Origin of the sequence: Pseudomonas soli, assembly GCF_900110655.1 — a bacterium.
GTDB lineage: Bacteria > Pseudomonadota > Gammaproteobacteria > Pseudomonadales > Pseudomonadaceae > Aquipseudomonas > Aquipseudomonas soli.
Genome location: NZ_FOEQ01000002.1, coordinates 473,997 through 491,725, shown reverse-complemented (window position 1 = coordinate 491,725; position 17,729 = coordinate 473,997). Strand labels below are relative to the sequence as shown.

12 protein-coding genes, 1 other RNA gene and 2 pseudogenes are annotated in these 17,729 nt (G+C 60.0%); 10 read left to right on the top strand and 5 right to left on the bottom strand.

Going from position 1 to position 17,729, the window contains the following annotated elements; all coding sequences use genetic code 11:
• Positions 1-50: 50 nt before the first annotated feature.
• Both xdhB and xdhA read right to left on the bottom strand, forming a co-directional pair.
• Positions 51-2,450, bottom strand: a complete 2,400-nt coding sequence (gene xdhB / locus BMY03_RS06800; RefSeq protein WP_094010610.1) for a xanthine dehydrogenase molybdopterin binding subunit — start codon at positions 2,448-2,450, stop codon at positions 51-53.
• Positions 2,443-3,897 (bottom strand): xanthine dehydrogenase small subunit, encoded by a 1,455-nt coding sequence (gene xdhA / locus BMY03_RS06795; RefSeq protein WP_094010609.1) that lies wholly within the window; start codon positions 3,895-3,897, stop codon positions 2,443-2,445. The genes xdhB and xdhA overlap by 8 nt, the downstream gene beginning before the upstream one ends.
• 272 nt (positions 3,898-4,169) lie before the next feature.
• On the opposite strand from xdhA, the gene BMY03_RS06790 reads away from it, so the two are divergent.
• From BMY03_RS06790 to BMY03_RS06760, 8 genes and pseudogenes are all read left to right on the top strand, one after another.
• Complete coding sequence (locus tag BMY03_RS06790) at positions 4,170-4,829, top strand: GntR family transcriptional regulator (RefSeq protein ID WP_023631392.1); 660 nt, start codon at positions 4,170-4,172, stop codon at positions 4,827-4,829.
• 3 nt (positions 4,830-4,832) lie between these two features.
• Positions 4,833-8,321, top strand: coding sequence for a chromosome segregation protein SMC (smc, locus tag BMY03_RS06785; protein ID WP_094010608.1), 3,489 nt, complete (start codon positions 4,833-4,835; stop codon positions 8,319-8,321).
• Between the two features lie 205 nt (positions 8,322-8,526).
• Positions 8,527-9,411: a cell division protein ZipA gene (gene zipA / locus BMY03_RS06780; RefSeq protein ID WP_094010607.1), complete on the top strand. Its 885-nt coding sequence runs from the start codon at positions 8,527-8,529 to the stop codon at positions 9,409-9,411.
• 100 nt (positions 9,412-9,511) lie between these two features.
• Positions 9,512-11,854 carry an NAD-dependent DNA ligase LigA gene (ligA, locus tag BMY03_RS06775; protein ID WP_094010606.1) on the top strand — a complete coding sequence of 781 codons (2,343 nt, stop codon included), beginning with the start codon at positions 9,512-9,514 and terminating at the stop codon, positions 11,852-11,854.
• Positions 11,855-12,041: 187 nt separating this feature from the next.
• Positions 12,042-12,138, top strand: an RNA gene (gene ffs, locus BMY03_RS06770) — signal recognition particle sRNA small type.
• Between the two features lie 440 nt (positions 12,139-12,578).
• Positions 12,579-13,013 (top strand): annotated as a pseudogene (locus BMY03_RS26925) (HAD family hydrolase); the annotation flags it as partial.
• Positions 13,014-13,331: 318 nt separating this feature from the next.
• Positions 13,332-13,835: a ComF family protein gene (locus BMY03_RS26580; RefSeq protein ID WP_244891304.1), complete on the top strand. Its 504-nt coding sequence runs from the start codon at positions 13,332-13,334 to the stop codon at positions 13,833-13,835.
• Positions 13,832-14,965, top strand: coding sequence for a DNA-processing protein DprA (locus tag BMY03_RS06760; protein WP_244891303.1), 1,134 nt, complete (start codon positions 13,832-13,834; stop codon positions 14,963-14,965). The genes BMY03_RS26580 and BMY03_RS06760 overlap by 4 nt, the downstream gene beginning before the upstream one ends.
• Positions 14,966-15,360: 395 nt before the next feature.
• On the opposite strand, the gene BMY03_RS26575 is transcribed toward BMY03_RS06760, so the two are convergent.
• The 3 genes and pseudogenes from BMY03_RS26575 to BMY03_RS06750 form a co-directional block, all read right to left on the bottom strand.
• Positions 15,361-15,609 (bottom strand): hypothetical protein, encoded by a 249-nt coding sequence (locus BMY03_RS26575; protein ID WP_244891302.1) that lies wholly within the window; start codon positions 15,607-15,609, stop codon positions 15,361-15,363.
• 21 nt (positions 15,610-15,630) lie between these two features.
• Positions 15,631-15,888 (bottom strand): annotated as a pseudogene (locus BMY03_RS26920) (HNH endonuclease); the annotation flags it as partial.
• A 457-nt stretch (positions 15,889-16,345) separates the two neighbouring features.
• The gene (locus BMY03_RS06750; protein ID WP_342342488.1) at positions 16,346-16,603 is read right to left on the bottom strand and encodes a helix-turn-helix domain-containing protein; all 258 of its coding nucleotides are present in this window, start codon (positions 16,601-16,603) and stop codon (positions 16,346-16,348) included.
• A gap of 122 nt (positions 16,604-16,725) precedes the next feature.
• On the opposite strand from BMY03_RS06750, the gene BMY03_RS06745 reads away from it, so the two are divergent.
• Both BMY03_RS06745 and BMY03_RS26090 read left to right on the top strand, forming a co-directional pair.
• On the top strand, positions 16,726-17,139 hold the full coding sequence (locus BMY03_RS06745) for a hypothetical protein (RefSeq protein ID WP_143067528.1): 414 nt from the start codon (positions 16,726-16,728) through the stop codon (positions 17,137-17,139).
• A 26-nt stretch (positions 17,140-17,165) separates the two neighbouring features.
• Positions 17,166-17,588 carry a hypothetical protein gene (locus tag BMY03_RS26090; protein WP_143067527.1) on the top strand — a complete coding sequence of 141 codons (423 nt, stop codon included), beginning with the start codon at positions 17,166-17,168 and terminating at the stop codon, positions 17,586-17,588.
• The last annotated feature ends 141 nt before the right edge of the window (positions 17,589-17,729 follow it).

Below are 17,729 nucleotides of genomic sequence, written 5' to 3'. Positions count from 1 at the left end.
TCGGTCCCCTGTAGGCGCAACGCAAGGTCGCGTCTACAGGGAGCGTGGCGTCAGTGCGTCACAGGTTCCAGTTGCTGTTCGGCAGGCTGCGCCGCAGCCACCGCCTTGCGCATCTGCTCGCAACCCCACAACACTCGCTCCGGCGTCGATGGCGCGTCGATGTTCGGCTGCACGCGGTAGTCGGCGATGCTCGCCACTGCGTCCTTGATCGCGCACCAGGCGGCAATGCCGAGCATGAACGGCGGCTCGCCCACGGCCTTGGAATGGAACACGGTGTCCTCGGGGTTCTTGCGGTTTTCCACCAGCTTGACGCGCATGTCGATCGGCATGTCGGCCACTGCCGGGATCTTGTAGCTGGCCGGGCCGTTGGTCATCAGCTTGCCCTTGGCGTTCCACACCAGTTCCTCGGTGGTCAGCCAGCCCATGCCCTGGACGAAACCACCCTCCACCTGGCCGATGTCGATGGCCGGGTTCAGCGAGTCGCCCACGTCATGCAGGATGTCGGCGCGCAGCATCTTGTATTCACCGGTGAGGGTATCGACGATAACCTCCACGCAGGCGGCGCCGAAGGCGAAGTAGTAGAACGGGCGGCCACGGGCCTGGTTGCGGTCGTAGAAAATCTTCGGCGTACGGTAGAAACCGGTGGTCGACAGCGATACCTGGGCGAAGTATGCCTGCTGCACCAACTGCTCGAAGCTGACGATCTGCTCGCGCACGCGCACATGGCCGTTGCGGAACTCGACGTCTTCCTCGGTGACGTTGTAGTGCCGGGCGGCGAACTCTGTCAGGCGCTTCTTGAGGATCTCGGCGGCGTTCTGCGCTGCCTTGCCGTTCAGGTCGGCGCCGCTGGACGCGGCTGTCGGTGAGGTGTTGGGCACCTTGTCGGTATTGGTCGCGGTGATCTGGATACGATTGAAGTCGACCTGGAACACCTGCGCCACCACCTGCGCGACCTTGGTGTTCAGGCCTTGGCCCATCTCGGTGCCGCCGTGGTTGAGGTGGATGCTGCCGTCGGTGTAGATGTGGATCAAGGCACCTGCCTGGTTGAGGAAGGTGGCGGTGAACGAGATGCCGAACTTCACCGGGGTCAGCGCCAGGCCTTTTTTCAGCACCGGGCTGTTGGCGTTGAAACGGCGGATCGACTCGCGGCGCTCATGGTAGTCGCTGCTGGCCTCGAGCTCTGCGGTCATCTCCTCGAGCATGTTGTGCTCGACGGTCTGGTAGTAGTGGGTGACGTTACGTTCGGTCTTGCCGTAGTAGTTGGCCTTGCGCACCGCCAGCGGGTCGAGGGCCAGGTGACGGGCGATATGGTCCATCACCTGCTCGATGGCGACCATCCCCTGCGGGCCGCCGAAGCCGCGGTAGGCAGTGTTGGAGGCCGTGTTGGTCTTGCAGCGGTGGCCGTGCACCGTGGCATCGCCCAGGTAGTAGGCGTTGTCGGAGTGGAACATGGCGCGGTCGACGATCGAGCCGGACAGGTCCGGCGAGTAGCCGCAGTTGCCGGCCAGGTCGAAATTGATCCCGTGCAGGCGGCCGCTGTCGTCGAAGCCGACGTCGTATTCCACGTAGAACGGGTGACGCTTGCCGGTCATTGTCATGTCTTCGACCCGCGGCAGGCGCATCTTGGTTGGCTGGCCGGTCAGGCGCGCGATCACCGCGCACAGGCACGCGGGGCTGGCGGCCTGGGTTTCCTTGCCGCCGAAACCGCCACCCATGCGGCGCATGTCGACGACGATCTTGTGCATCGGCACGTCGAGCACCTCGGCCACCAGCTTCTGCACCTCGGTGGGGTTCTGCGTCGAGCAGTAGACGATCATGCCGCCATCTTCGCCGGGCATCACCGAGCTGATCTGGGTCTCCAGGTAGAAGTGTTCCTGGCCGCCGATGTGCAGGGTGCCCTGGATACGGTGCGGGGCAGTGGCCAATGCAGCAGCCGAGTCGCCGCGCTGGTGGGTGTGGCTGTCGAGCACGAAGTGCTTCTTGCGCAGGGCCTCGACCACGTCGAGCACCGGCTCCAGGTCTTCGTACTCGATGATGGCGGCCATGGCGGCGCGCCTGGCGGTCTCAAGGTCGCAGGCGGCAACCGCGAGCACCGGCTGGCCGAAGAACTCGACCTTGTCGATGGCCAGCAACGGGTCGCCAGCCACCACTGGGCCGATATCCTTGAGCCCCGGGATGTCCTCATGGGTGATGGCGATGCGCACGCCTTCGAACTGGTAGCAGGGCGTGGTGTCGATGCGCAGGATGCGCGCATGGGCGCGGTCGGCGGTGCGTGCATAGACGTGAAGCTGGTTGGGGAATTCCAGGCGGTCGTCGATGTACACCGCCTCGCCGGCCACGTGCTTGTCGGCGCTGTCGTGCTTGAGGCTGCGGCCGACCCCGGTGGTCAGGTCCTGGCTGAACAGTGCGGCCATCTCGGCCTGGCTCTTGACGGCGTGATGGTTAGACATAGGCGGTCACCCGGGTTTTGATATGCGGCGTTTGCAGTTCGATGAAGTACTTGCGCAGCAGGTTCTGCGCGGTCAGCAGGCGGTACTCGCGGCTGGCGCGGAAGTCGCTGAGCGGGGTGAAGTCCTCGGCCAGGGCCTGGCAGGCGCGTTCGACGCTGGCCTGGTTCCAGGGCTTGCCGCGCAGCGCGGCTTCGCAGGCGCGGGCGCGTTTCGGGATTGCCGCCATGCCGCCAAAGGCGATGCGCACGCCGCTGACCACACCGTTCTCGATGCTCAGGTTGAACGCCGCGCACACCGCGGAAATATCGTCGTCCAGGCGCTTGGACACCTTGTAGGCGCGGAAGGCCCAGTCGTTGCTTGCGCGCGGCACGATGATCTTCTCGATGAACTCGCTGTCCTGGCGTGCAGTGATGCGGTAGTCGATGAAGTAGTCTTCCAGCGCCAGGGTGCGCTGGCGCTCGCCCTGGCGTAGGACGATCTGTGCGTCGAGGGCGATCAACAGAGGTGGCGAGTCACCGATCGGCGAGGCGTTGCCGATATTGCCACCCAAGGTGCCCTGGTTGCGGATCTGCAGCGAGGCGAAGCGGTGCAGCAGGTCGCCGAAGTCGGGGTATTCCTCGTTGAGTGCGGTGTAGCAGTCGGTCAGCGGGGTCGCGGCGCCGATCTCCAGGTGGCTGGCGGTCTTGTCGATGCGCTTGAGCTCGGCGACATGGCCGACGTAGATCATCACCGGCAGGGTGCGGTGGAACTGGGTGACTTCCAGCGCTAGGTCGGTCCCGCCGGCCAGCAGGCGTGCCTCGGGGTGCGAGCTATACAGGTCGGCCAGATCGGCCACGGTCAGTGGCACCAGGCAGCGCTTGTCGCCACTGTTGAGCTCGCCGGTCTGTTGCGGGGCGATGGCCTTGAGGCGGGCGATGGTCTGTGCCTGCTGGGCGTCGAACTGGTCGCGGCAGGGGCGTGCGCAGCTCTGCTCGGCGGCCTCGAGGATCGGCCGGTAGCCGGTGCAGCGGCACAGGTTGCCGGCCAGGGCCTCCTGGGCCTGGTGCAGGTCGTGGCCTTGGCTGTTCTTCTGCAGGGCGAACAGCGACATGACGAAACCGGGCGTGCAGAAGCCGCATTGCGAACCATGGCAGTCGGCCATGGCCTTTTGCACGCTGTGCAGTTCGCCCTGGTGCTTGAGGCCCTCTACGCTGATCAGTTGCTTGCCGTGCAGGGAAGAGACAAAGGTCAGGCACGAGTTGAGGCTGCGGTAGCGGATGCTGTCGCCGCCCTTGTCGTCCTGCACAAGTTCGCCGACAGCCACGGTGCAGGCACCGCAGTCGCCACTGGCGCAGCCTTCCTTGGTGCCGGGTTTGCCCAGGTGCTCGCGCAGGTATTGCAGCACCGTCATGTTCGGGTCCAGGGCGTGCTCGCTGCGCAGCTCCTGGTTGACGAGAAACTGGATCACGGGGGAGGGCCTCGCAATGGTTTTATTGTTGTTCCGGCGGACTCTAAGCAACGGCTGACCTCTGGGTCAATAATTTTCTGACCCAAAGGTCAAGAATTTGCACGAAGGCCTTCCTGACCGCCTCATCGAGCCTTTTCCAAAGCATAGTTCGCGCCGTGCAGGAAAGTTGACCCGCCAGTCGCACAAAGCACGCAGTCCCGCTGCGCGAGCGCCTGGCAAGTGCGCTACAATCGCGTCCTTGTGCACAGCTACCCAGATTGCGAAGGAAAACCATGACGTTCAAGGCGCCGGACAGCCTCTCCGAGCAAATTGCCCACTACCTGGCCGAGCGGATCATCCGCGGCGAACTCGCACCCGGCGAGCGCATCCAGGAGCAGAAGGTCACCCAGGCCCTCAACGTCAGCCGCGGTTCGGTGCGCGAGGCGCTGCTCATCCTCGAGCGCCGGCACCTGGTGGCCATCCTGCCGCGCCGCGGCGCCCATGTGACCGAACTCGACGAGAACAGCGTGCGCAGCCTGTGCGCCCTGATGGGCGAGTTCTACATCCTGTTGGGCAATGCCGTTGCCCAGCATTGGCGCACCGAGGGCGACCTGCGCCCGTTCCTGGACATCCAGCAGCGCCTCAAGCAGGCCCATGCCGGCAAGGACATCAAGGCCTTCGTCGGCGACAGCTTCGCGGTGATGCGCGCCGCCTATCCATTCGCCAACAACCCGTACCTGCAGGAAACCGTCGAGAACCTGCAACCAGCCATGAGCCGCGCCTACTACCTGGCCCTGGACCAGCGCCAGGCCAACATGGTCGATTACCTGGAGCTGTTCGCCCGCCTGCTCGAAGCCGTGGTCGCCCGCGACCTGCCGCGCATCCGCGAGGTGCTCACCGCCTATTGCCAGCGCAGTTGCGAACTGGTTCTGGCGGCGCTGGCGCGAGTCTGACCGGTGCGCCTGAAGTGCATCCGCCTGGCCGGGTTCAAGTCGTTCGTCGACCCGACCACGGTCAACTTCCCCAGCAACATGGCCGCCGTGGTCGGCCCCAACGGCTGCGGTAAATCCAACATCATCGACGCGGTGCGCTGGGTGATGGGCGAGAGTTCGGCGAAGAACCTGCGTGGCGAGTCGATGACCGATGTCATCTTCAACGGCTCCACCAGCCGCAAGCCGGTCAGCCAGGCCAGCATCGAGCTGGTGTTCGACAACAGCGACAACAGCCTGGTGGGCGAGTACGCCGCCTACGCCGAGATCTCGATCCGCCGCAAGGTCACCCGCGACGGGCAGAACACCTATTACCTGAACGGCACCAAGTGCCGGCGTCGTGACATCACCGATATCTTCCTCGGCACCGGCCTGGGGCCGCGCAGCTATTCGATCATCGAGCAGGGCATGATCAGCAAGCTGATCGAGGCCAAGCCCGAGGAGCTGCGCAACTTCATCGAGGAAGCGGCGGGCATCTCCAAGTACAAGGAGCGTCGCCGCGAGACCGAGAGCCGCATCCGCCGCACGCAGGAAAACCTCGCGCGTCTGACCGACCTGCGCGAAGAGCTGGAACGCCAGATCGAGCGCCTGCACCGCCAGGCCCAGGCTGCCGAGAAATACCGTGAGTACAAGGCCGAGGAGCGTCAGCTCAAGGCACGCCTGGCAGCCCTGCGCTGGCGCGACCTGGATGATCGGGTACGCCAGCGTGAGACGGTGATCGGCGACCAGGAGGTCGCCTTCGAGGCGCTGGTGGCCGAGCAGCGCAACGCCGACGCCAGCATCGAGCGACTGCGCGACGGTCACCATGAGTTGTCCGAGCGCTTCAACCAGGTGCAGGGCCGCTTCTATTCGGTGGCCGGTGATATCGCTCGCGTCGAGCAGAGCATCCAGCATGGCCAGCAGCGCTTGCGCCAATTGCAGGACGACCTCAAGGAAGCCGAACGCAGCCGCCTGGAAACCGAATCGCACCTGGGGCACGACCGCACCTTGCTGGCGACCCTCGGCGAAGAACTGGCGATGCTCGAGCCGGAGCAGGAGCTGACCCTGGCCGCAGCCGAGGAAGCCGCCGCGACCTTGGAGGAAGCTGAGCTTGGCATGCATGGCTGGCAGGAGCAGTGGGACGGCTTCAACACCCGCTCCGCCGAGCCGCGCCGTCAGGCCGAGGTGCAGCAGGCGCGCCTGGCGCAGCTCGAATCCAGCCTGGAGCGCCTGGCCGAGCGCCAGCGCAAGCTGGGCGAGGAGGGCGAGCAGCTCGGTGGTGATACCCAGGACACCGAGACGTCCGATCTGGGCGAGCAAGTGGCCAGCAGCGAGTTGCTGCTCGAAGAGCTGCACCTGCAAGAGCAGCAGGTGGTCGAGCGCCTGGAAGGGTTGCGCGAACAATTGCAACAGACCAGCCAGGTGCAACAGCAACAGCAGGGTGATCTGCAGCGCCTGGGCGGGCGCCTGGCCTCGCTGGAGGCCTTGCAGCAGGCTGCGCTGGAGCCCGGTGTGGGTGCCGCCGACTGGCTGCGCGCCCAGGGTCTGGAGCAGCGCCCGCGCCTGGCCGAGGGGCTGCGGGTCGAGCCCGGCTGGGAGCTGGCGGTGGAAACCGTGCTTGGCGCCGACCTGCAGGCAGTGCTGCTGGACGACTTCGCCGGCCTGGACTTCGCCGCGCTGGAGCAGGGCGATCTGCGCCTGCTGCTGGCAGGGGGCGAGGGCCCGCGTGTTCCCGGCAGCCTGCTCGACAAGGTCGAGGGGCGGGCCGACCTGTCGGCCTGGCTGGGGCAGGTCAGGCCGGTTGAAACGCTGGAGCAGGCGTTGGCGCAGCGAGCGTCGCTGGCTGCTGGGCAAAGCCTGGTCAGCCGCGACGGATATTGGGTCGGGCGGCATTTCCTGCGGGTCAGCCGCGGTGGTGAAGCCCAGGGCGGCGTGCTGGCCAGGGGCCAGGAAATCGAACGCCTGGCCCAGGAACAACTGGAGCAGGAGGCGTCGCTCGAACAGCTTGACGAGCAACTGCAGCGCCTGCGTGAACAACAGCTCGACCTGGAGGAGCAGCGCGAGCAATTGCGCCGTCGCAGCCAGGACGAGAGCCGCCAGCACGGTGAGCTCAAGGCGCGCCTGTCCGCTGGCCGGGCCCGCGCCGAACAGCTCGAACTGCGCCGCCGACGCTTGCACGAAGAACTGGCCGAGCTCCAGGAGCAGCGCGCCCTGGAGCATGAGCAGCTGGGCGAGGCACGCCTGCTGTTGCAGGAATCCCTCGACCTGATGGCCCAGGACACCGAGCAGCGCGAGCAACTCATGGCGTGCCGCGACACCCTGCGCGAAGGCCTCGACCGGGTACGCCAGGAGGCCCGCCAGCACAAGGACCATGCCCATCAACTGGCCGTGCGCCTGGGCTCGTTGCGCGCCCAGCACGATTCCACCCGCCAGGCGCTCGAGCGCCTGGAGCAGCAGGCCGCGCGCCTGAACGAGCGTCAGGAGCAACTGAACCTGAATCTCGAGGAGGGCGAGGCACCGCTCGAAGAGTTGCGCCTGAAACTCGAGGAGTTGCTTGAGAGACGCATGGGCGTCGATGAAGAGATGCGCCAAGCGCGGCTGCACATGGACGAGGCAGACCGCGAACTGCGCGATGCCGAGCGCCGCCGCACCCAGGCCGAGCAGCAGGCCCAGTTGCTGCGCGGCCAGCTGGAGCAGCAGCGCCTGGAGTCCCAGGGGCTGGACGTGCGGCGAAAGACCTTGCAGGAGCAACTGCTCGCCGACGGCTATGATCTGCAGGGCGTGCTCGCCACGCTCGAGGCCGAGGCCAGCGAGCAGGGGACCGAACAGGCACTGGAGCAGGTCGAGGCGCGTATCCAGCGCCTGGGCGCGATCAACCTGGCGGCCATCGAAGAGTACGAGCAGCAGTCCGAGCGCAAGCGCTACCTGGATGCCCAGGACGCCGACCTGGTCGAGGCACTGCAGACCCTGGAAAACGTCATCCGCAAGATCGACAAGGAAACCCGCAACCGCTTCAAGGATACCTTTGATCAGATAAATGCCGGATTACAGGCACTTTTCCCAAAAGTTTTCGGTGGTGGCAGCGCTTATCTGGAACTGACGGGCGAAGATCTACTCGATACAGGGGTGACGATTATGGCTCGCCCGCCGGGCAAGAAGAACAGCACCATCCATCTGCTGTCCGGTGGCGAGAAGGCACTGACGGCCCTGGCCCTGGTGTTCGCCATCTTCAAGCTGAACCCGGCGCCGTTCTGCATGCTCGACGAGGTCGACGCGCCTTTGGACGATGCCAACGTCGGGCGCTATGCGCGCCTGGTCAAGGAAATGAGCGAAACCGTGCAGTTCATCTACATCACCCACAACAAGATCGCCATGGAAATGGCCGACCAGCTGATGGGGGTGACCATGCACGAGCCTGGCTGTTCACGCCTTGTTGCAGTTGATGTGGAAGAAGCGATGGCCATGGTTGACGCATAAGGGGTAAAGAAAGGGTGTGAACATGTAGGCAAAAGCCTCAGCAGACGCGACAGACGGTGTAAAGTTGCCTTTGGTCGTGCTAGCTTAATGTCACTTGTTTTTTGCGTGGGTAAAACGCCTGTCAGAACATAGAGTTGGCGCCACGTGTTAAAGGCCTTTGAAGCCTTTGTTTTCAAGCATATTTTTTATAGAGGCACGGGATTACATGGAAATCGGTCTGCGCGAGTGGCTGATCGTCATCGGCATCATTGTCATCGCCGGTATTCTTTTCGACGGCTGGCGCCGCATGCGCGGCGGCAAGGGCAAGTTGAAGTTCCGTCTGGACCGTAGCTACGCCAACGCCCCGGACGACGACAGCGGCGGCGCCGAGGTGCTCGGCCCTTCGCGTGTGCTGGAAACCCATAAAGAGCCCGAGCTGGATGAGAGCGACCTGCCATCGGTCAGCGCCCCGCTGCGGGAGCGCGAACGCGAAGCCAAACCGGCCAAGGCCAAGCGCGGCAAGCGCAACAACAGCGAGCAGCAACAGGGCGACCTGAAGCTGGCCGCCGAGCCGCGTGAGCCGGACCTGTTCGATACTGGCGACGACGACTTCGCCGCCGACAACACCCGCAACAGCGGTTTCACTGCCGCTTCCACGCCGGCCAAGGAGCTGCCGCCGGCCGAGGAAGTGCTGGTGATCAGTGTCATCTCCCGCGACGAAGGCGGTTTCAAGGGGCCGGCGCTGCTGCAGAACATCCTGGAAAGCGGCCTGCGCTTCGGCGAGATGGACATCTTCCACCGCCACGAGAGCATGGCCGGCCACGGCGAAGTGCTGTTCTCCATGGCCAATGCGGTCAAGCCCGGCGTGTTCGATCTGGACGACATCGACCATTTCAGCACCCGTGCGGTGAGCTTCTTCCTCGGCCTGCCAGGCCCGCGTCACCCCAAGCAGGCCTTCGACGTGATGGTCGCCGCCGCCCGCAAACTGGCCCACGAGCTCAATGGCGAACTCAAGGATGACCAGCGCAGCGTGCTGACCGCCCAGACCATCGAGCACTACCGCCAGCGCATCGTCGAGTTCGAGCGCCGCGCCCTGACGCAGAAACGCTGATACACCCGAGCGGGCGGACCCTGCCTCGGTCCGCGCCGCAATGATTGAAACGAAAGAGCAGCCAGGGGCTGCTCTTTTGCTTTGCAAGAGAAGACCAGAAATGAACGCCGAATCCCGAATCCACGAACTGCGCGCCGAACTCGACCAGCACAACTACCGCTACTACGTGCTCGATGAACCCAGCGTGCCCGATGCCGAATACGACCGCCTGTTCAATGAGCTCAAGGCTCTGGAAACCGAGCACCCGCACCTGGTGACACCGGATTCGCCGACCCAGCGCGTCGGCGGCGCGGCGTTGGCGGCCTTCAGCCAGGTGCGTCACGAAATACCGATGCTCAGCCTGGGCAACGCCTTCGAGGAAGACGACCTGCGCGACTTCGGTCGCCGCGTGGTCGAAGGCCTGGACCTGCCGGGCGGCGATCAGGCGGCCGTGGACTACAGCTGCGAGCCCAAGCTCGACGGCCTGGCGGTAAGCCTGCTGTACCGCGACGGCCAGCTGGTGCAGGGCGCCACCCGTGGCGACGGCACTACCGGTGAGGACATCAGCGCCAACGTGCGCACCGTGCGCAACATCCCGCTCAAGCTGCAGGGCGAGGGCTGGCCGGCGGTGCTGGAAGTGCGCGGCGAGGTGTACATGAGCAAGGCCGGATTCGACCGGCTCAATGCGGCCCAGGCCGAGGCCGGCGGCAAGACCTTCGCCAACCCGCGCAACGCCGCCGCCGGCAGCCTGCGCCAGCTGGACTCGAAGATCACCGCCAGCCGCCCGCTGGAATTCTGCTGCTATGGCGTCGGCCAGGTGTCCGAGCCGTTTGGCGACAGCCATATCGGTATCCTGGAGAAACTCAAGACCTGGGGGCTGCCGATCAGCCGCGAGCTCAGGCACGCCGCCGGTATCGACGAGTGCCTGGCCTATTACCGGGACATCGGAGCGCGCCGCAACAGCCTGCCCTACGAGATCGATGGGGTGGTGTTCAAGGTCAATGCCCTGGCCTCCCAGCGTGAGCTGGGTTTCCGTGCCCGTGAACCGCGCTGGGCGATCGCCCACAAGTTCCCGGCCATGGAAGAGCTCACCGAGGTGCTTGATGTCGAGTTCCAGGTCGGGCGTACTGGCGCGGTGACTCCAGTGGCCCGTCTCAAACCGGTCAAGGTGGCCGGTGTGACCGTCTCCAATGCCACCCTGCACAACATGGACGAGATCGCGCGCCTGGGCCTGCGTATTGGCGATACGGTGATCATCCGCCGTGCCGGCGACGTGATCCCGCAGGTCATGCAGGTGGTGCTCGAGCGCCGTCCGCAAGGCGCTCGCGCGGTGCAGGTGCCGAGCCAATGCCCGGTGTGCGGCTCGCAGGTCGAGCGCACCCAGCTGGTCAAGCGCAGCAAGGGCAAGGAAACCACCAGCGAAGGCGCAGTGTACCGCTGCGTGGGGCGCCTGAGCTGCGCCGCCCAGCTCAAGCAGGCGATCATCCATTATGTGTCGCGCCGGGCCATGGACATTGATGGCCTGGGCGAAAAGAGTGTCGAGCAACTGGTCGATGAGAACCTGATCCGCTCGCCGGCCGACCTCTACAAGTTGGAGTTCGAGCAAGTGGTCGCCCTTGAAGGCTTTGCCGAGGTCTCCAGTCGCAAGCTGCTCGAAGCCATCGAGGCCAGCAAGCGCCCGAGCCTGGCGCGTTTCATCTACGCCCTGGGCATCCCCGATGTCGGCGAGGAGACCGCCAAGGTCCTGGCCCGCTCCCTGGGCAGCCTGGCGCGGGTGCAGGTGGCGCTGCCCCAGGTGCTGACCTACCTGCCGGACATCGGCCTGGAAGTCGCCTACGAGATCCATAACTTCTTCGAGGACGAGCACAACCGTGCGGTGATCAAGCAACTGCTGGACAGCGGTATGCAACTGCAGGATGAAGGTGGGCTGGGCGCCGAGTTCGCCGCCAGCACCACCCTGGCCGGGATGCTCGCCAAGCTCGATATCCCGTCGGTCGGCCCGACCGGCGCCGAGAAGCTGGTAGACAAGCTGGGCACCCTGGACAAGATCATCGCCGCCGATGGCATCGACTTGCGCCAGGCCCTGAATACCAAAGCCGCCGATGGGGTACGCGAGTTCTTCAAGGTCGAGGCCAACCAGCAGTTGGCCCGTGCCATCGAAGCCCAGTTGCTGGACTTCGGCATGCACTGGTCGTGCGAGAAGAAATCCGCCGAGGGTTTGCCCCTGGCTGGCCAGACCTGGGTGCTAACCGGTACCTTGGAGCGCATGAGCCGCGATATCGCCAAGGAAAAGCTGGAAAGCCTGGGAGCCAAGGTGGCGGGTTCAGTATCCGGCAAGACCCATTGCGTGGTGGCCGGGCCCGGCGCGGGTTCCAAGCTGGCCAAGGCCAGCGAGCTGGGCGTGGCGGTAATGGACGAGGAGGCGTTCGTGGCGTTCCTTGCGGAGCGTGGAATCGACGTCTGAGGCCGGTGGCCTTATCGCGGACAAGCCCGCTCCCACGGGTGATTGCACCTAGGGTCGGGTTCTCCCTACGATGGATTTGCCACAAGTCCTTGAGAAATGATGGTTTTTTCACGATCAAAGGTTGTAACTTCGCCCTGGCGTTGTACAATGGCGCGGCTCGTCAGCTGGCGAGCCGTCGTGGTGGCCCCATCGGTCCCCCCGCATTGATTACCCGTTAACCTGGTCAGGCCCGGAAGGGAGCAGCCATAGCGGGAACATCGAGTGCCGGGGTGTGGCTGGTGGGGCCGCCTCCATTCTATAAGTCCTTGATTTTACAAGGATTCCTCGCTCAAAAATGTCGAAGTGGACCAGTGCTGTAGTACACCTGAGTGGTGCACTATGTCGCTCATCCTACCTTGTGTGCTTTCAATCGCCAATCCAATCGTTGGTTGAGGTGGTAGCGCATTCGGGTAGCCGTGTGGTGAAGGTTCAAATCTCTATCTCTCCGCTAAAAAAATCATGCAAGTCAATGGGGTGCGAGGATTCGTATTCTCCAGTTCTAATGCTCATTTCTACCAATGTGCTGACACTAGGGGCTGACACATTTCCAGTTCGGGCTAGATTCTGAATTCGATCATTGGCAGCAGCATTAAGAGTGTATCGAGGAAGGACGACCTCGCAATGGCTTGCTGAGGTTGATGGCTTTTTGATATTTTCAGGTCTTCTCCGCATTTATCAGGGATGTATGATGCCAGTAGAGCTGATTCTGTTTGATCTCGACGATACTCTCCTTCGTACGGCTGATCTTGAGCCCTATCGAGGTCGTGACTTTCTGAATAGGCAGTCTCCGGAGTATATTCAGAGACTCAGTGCTCAATTTCGTGCGCTGCCTGGACGGGTAATGTACAGCGAGCAACAGCTTCAGGCGTTGCAGCTGCGATTTCCCGGCGTTCGCCTCGGCGTATTTACAAGGTCTCCTAGGCATTATGCGGAAACCCTTTTGGGGTTGGCATACCCGAATGTTAATTGGGCCACTTTGGTTGCGTACGAATGTGTTACCCGTACAAAGCCAAGTGGTGAGGGGGTGCTATTAGCGATGCGCGTAGCAGGAGTAGTTCAAACACAAAACGTGTGGTTAGTCGGGGATGGAAAGTCTGACATACAGGCGGCCTACGACGCTGGGTGTTGGTGCGCGCTTGACCAAAGCACATGGCCGAACCCGCGTAGAAGGGAGGATTGGTACGCTCTTGAGCGTTTACCTGACGCTATTATCCATTCCCCTGACGAGTTGATGGATGTTCTAGGAAGGCCATTCGATTACCTCCCCGTCGCGGAACGATTGCGAGAGCTCAATGGTCAATTGGATGGTGAGAGGGCTCATAGATTTAGTAAAATAGGATATTTCAACCCCTTAGTGACAGCTGGGCCGGCCACGCAAATCCACTCGCTGGGTAGGCACTTTTCTAGCGATGCCCGCCAGAGGGTGATTTGGCATCCCGTGACCAATGATATCCATCACATGAAAAATTTAATGGTGGTCCCAGATTACTGGATGGGAGCGATCCGATCATTCATTCGTAACGTGGTATTGAATAACATTCCGCTGCTGGCTTGGGGGATGGGCGATTTAGTGATAACGGTTGTGCCGGCTAAACCTGGACGTGTGCAGCGTTTGGAGGCTATGGTAACTCAAATCGCTAATTCGCACGCTGCAGTTCCGATGGGGGTAGAGAATCTAGAGTTTAACCCAAATCTCTTGATGTATCTTCCGGGTGCGCAGTCTCATCATGGGAATGGGCTGAGCCGTACTCAAAGGTTTGAGAATGTCCGTGACTATCTTAGGGCAACTCCAGATTCTGGCGTTAACGGGAAGCATGTTGTGGTGATTGATGATGTGGCGACCTCTGGTGCCTCTCTAATATATTCTGAAATATATCTGCGAGCGGCAGGTGCTGCTAGTGTAACGCTACTCGCGCTGACCAAAAATGTAGGTATTGGATGAAAGTTTCTGTCGCTACTAAAAAGCTTTTGTCGCTCTCAATGCTTGCAGGAGTCGGACCTGCTGCGTTGAAAAAAGTTGCGAGTGTGCCAGATTTTGAGATTCTTTCTGTTGAAGACCTTGCCTTAGCATGTGTTCCATTGCGAAAAGCGCTTTCTTCTTCAGGTGCGTGGGAGCTTGCATCTGAGCAGGCCGATGTACAGGTCGAATTGGCAGATAAACATGAATCTAGAATCATTAGTGCTTTAGATTTTGAGTATCCTCCTTTGCTAATGGCGACAAAAGATGATCCGTTCATTATCTTTGTTCGCGGTAAACTGTATTCTGAATCGCAGCGCTCAGTCGCAATTATCGGAACTCGGGAGCCAACTCGCCATGGGGAGATTATAGCTAGGCGAATAACAGAGTTTTTTGTTGATAATCATTGGAGCGTCGTGAGCGGTCTTGCTTTGGGGTGTGATGGCATTGCTCACAAGGCTGCAATTGAGGCAGGTGGTCATACTGTCGCAGTTCTAGCGCATGGGTTGCAGATGATTGCTCCAAGCCAGCACCGTAAGCTCGCAGAAGAGATTGTTGAGAGTGGAGGGGCTTTAATTTCGGAATATCCGTTTGGCCAAAAAGTATTTTCACAGCAGTTTGTCAAGCGAGACCGGATTCAGGCGGGGCTGGCTCAAGGTGTTGTGATGATTCAGTCTGATATAAAGGGTGGGAGTTTGCATGCATCTCGTGCAGCTCTTGATTATGGGCGCTGGCTTGCGGTTCCTCTGCCAACCTCTACTGATAGGAAAAATGAAGAGCCTAAAATTATGGCGAACCTCCTTATTACAGAAGGGGATTGGGTGGATAAGGCAAATCTGCTGAAATGTAAGAAGGATAGACTCAATGATGTTTTGGTATTGCGAGCTAGGGATGATTACCCTGGGATGCTAAGTCATGCGAGTCTTAGTATGCTTGGTGAAGATGAATCGAAAAGTGATAATCTTCTACCTGCTGGAGGTTTAGGTTCTTCAAAAGAACAAGTTTCGCATTCCGGTAATGTTGTTGGTGCTGTTGAGGGAAGTGATAAAATAAATAATGGTGGTGAGAGTGCGTCTTCGGTAGATTCACTTACGCATCAAAATAGCTTGTTGTAGCTTTGCGTGCCTGCGCCATTTTCCAAATGTCAGGTTTCTTTTGAGGTAAGGAGTTGATGAGCGCTAGGGACCTAGGGCTGCGAAACTCTGTTTGTGCAGAGGTAACAATCGGCACCAGAGCCTTAAAGGAAGCGTAAGTTTATGCTGCTAGAGCTGAAAAGACTGAATTAAAGGAGGTGATATTTATTGAAGGAGCTGCTTGAGTTTTTCAAGTTTGGCCACGCAGAAGCTAATGCACTAGCCCACAAAACCCCGCCACAGCTCTCTAGGGGGGGTAAGAGTGACGGGTGTAATGAAATACTCTCAACTCGCCGTGCATGACGCTCAAGCAAGAGTTTATTGATGGGCGATTTTGCCAGGCGGTGGCATCGACAAGCTTTGTGTCATGCCCATTACTACTGCGGTTTGCACAGCAGCATTTTGAGCGTGTGACGAATGTATCCTGCGCGGGTGGCCTCGTTGACTCCATTATGATTCATCACTGATGCTGTGTAGTTCTCTTTTAAAGCAGCAACTAATTCAGTGATGTTATCCTCTGTGATAAGCTGACTGAACGGTTCAATAGCATCAATAATTGAACGTTGCAATGCGCTAAATGCTGTTTCTCGTTGTTGAATCCACTCATAGAAAATCTCGGGCCACATTGTGTTAGGAGCTTCCCTGTGACACTTTGAGCACATCAAAAAATAGTTGGATGGCTCGTTCGAACCGCCCAGCGAATATGGCACTATGTGGCAGCGCTCCAAGCTCCTAGATTGGACAGAACCACACCCCCAGCAAATATTTTCTCCGCTACAGGTTTCATCAAGGGAGTCAAAAACTATTCCCACTACATCTGAAGGACAGCCTGCTGGTGGATTGTTTATCCATTGCTCTCTGATTGCACGATGACTGGGCGGGTTTTGACGGCCTTGCCTCGACATTACAAAGATTCCTTGTTCCAGTGACGCTTGATCGTTACAAAATTGATATTCAGTAGACTAGCGGTTTCACTCTGACTGAATCCATGCTTGCCCGCCTGCACATCTGTGATAGCGAAAGCTTTGTCCATGTGTAGTACTCAGCGAGATGATTAACACCAGCGCACTCCATATGCTGCCGCAACACAGGACGGCCTCACAGCGTAGAGGAACGAAGCACCAGGGGAAACCCCTGCGGGGCAGCGACCATGCTTATCGACCTACTCGTTGAGAAGTGCCCGCGATGACCAGTTTTATAGAAATCCCTGACGACGATGAGCAAGGGGGCAAGACGAACAAAAAGACCCCATCAAGCCCCCAAGAGCCTCAGGGCGAGGCGTTCGTATACTTTCCTACCCACCCTGCAAGGAGGAATACATGCGGTGTATGAGGCTGCCATTCGGCCTTGTTCCAATGGCGTTTAACGATCGTGAGACTGATCTTCAGGTGTGTAGCTACTTGGCCCTGAGCCCGTCAACACCTCTACATCTTCAACGAGAGAGGATGGGCGACATCCTAACGCTCCTGCGAGTTTGAAAATGATGGTGATGGTGGGCTGATTCACACCGCGCTCAATGAGACTGACGTAATTTCTCTGAATGTCCGCTTCGAGAGCTAACTGCTCCTGCGTGAGCCCGGCTTCCTTTCTCCTCTTACGAAGAGCTCTTCCAAATGCCAATCCTGTGTCCAAACCGTACTCCCCCTCAGACGTAGGGCGGACTGTCGGGTGTACAGGGTGGCGAGGTCTTCACAATATACTGTGAAAATTGAGATGCTTGTGGCACCATCGACCCCAGCAAGGTGGCTGTGCGCTACTGCTCGGCGAGGGATGTGATCCCTGATTTTGATGGTGATGATTTGGAGTGGAGAAACATGAAGGGGAAAATTCGGTACCTTGCTCTGACTGCGTATGCGGTCGTGGGTACATCCTACGCTGCTCAGCAGTCTGCAAAGGAGTTGGCCCAGCAGGTGAACTGCATGGGCTCTTATAAAGTCGCTGAAATGATCATGGGGGACCGGCAAGCAGGCATCACACTGCCTGATGAGATGGAGCACCATAAGGATCATGAGTTCTTGCAGGACCTGATTGACAAGGCTTATGCCAAGCCTTTCTACAGCGGCGATGAGTACAAGAAACGAGCTATCAAGGACTTTGCTGAGGCGGAATATGCTCAATGCAAGAAGGAAGTAGCTCATGCTCTTGCTGGCGAGTGATGAAATTCTGAGTAAGGACGACGGTCATGCGTAAATTGATTGCCGCAGCCACGATTGCAGTTCTCAACGGCTGTGCTGCCCCTCCAACCATCGGGGAGGCTGTACCCACCCCAAATGACCGGCTGCTTGGGCTACAAAGCGAGGATCATGGAAAGGACGCTACTGTCTCTGTGATTCGTGAAAGTGCGATTCAAGCGGGTCACTGCCTCCTTGGCGTCTACATTGACGGACAGCTGGTGGGTAGAATCGACAACAACGAGAGGGCCAGCTTCCACGTAAAGCCCGGCAGGAGGCTCATCGGTGTAGGTTCCGATCCACAAGGGAGAGGACCATGCACACAGAATACCCAATTCAAAAGGGAAGTTGCGACGTGGTTGCAGATTGGTGAAAGCCAGACATTCCGTATTGCCTTCCAACCAATGCTGGACATTCGTCCGTCTTCGTATTAAACATATTAATTGCGGCAGAAGCTTCTGCCGCATCACAATATCATTCATTGTCGATGTAAAATTCTTTGTATAGAAGCGCAGTGTAATTTCGCTCACCCAAGCCTTTGCGCAATCTATGAATCTCTCTTGGCAAATTAGTGC

Excerpts from the sequence above, each read along its gene's own strand:
- zipA (WP_094010607.1), top strand. The coding sequence starts at position 8,527 with ATGGAAATCGGTCTGCGCGAGTGGCTGATCGTCATCGGCATCATTGTC.
- BMY03_RS26090 (WP_143067527.1), top strand. The coding sequence starts at position 17,166 with ATGCGTAAATTGATTGCCGCAGCCACGATTGCAGTTCTCAACGGCTGT.
- BMY03_RS06760 (WP_244891303.1), top strand. The coding sequence starts at position 13,832 with ATGAAAGTTTCTGTCGCTACTAAAAAGCTTTTGTCGCTCTCAATGCTT.
- BMY03_RS26575 (WP_244891302.1), bottom strand. The coding sequence starts at position 15,609 with ATGTGGCCCGAGATTTTCTATGAGTGGATTCAACAACGAGAAACAGCA.
- xdhB (WP_094010610.1), bottom strand. The coding sequence starts at position 2,450 with ATGTCTAACCATCACGCCGTCAAGAGCCAGGCCGAGATGGCCGCACTG.
- BMY03_RS06790 (WP_023631392.1), top strand. The coding sequence starts at position 4,170 with ATGACGTTCAAGGCGCCGGACAGCCTCTCCGAGCAAATTGCCCACTAC.
- ligA (WP_094010606.1), top strand. The coding sequence starts at position 9,512 with ATGAACGCCGAATCCCGAATCCACGAACTGCGCGCCGAACTCGACCAG.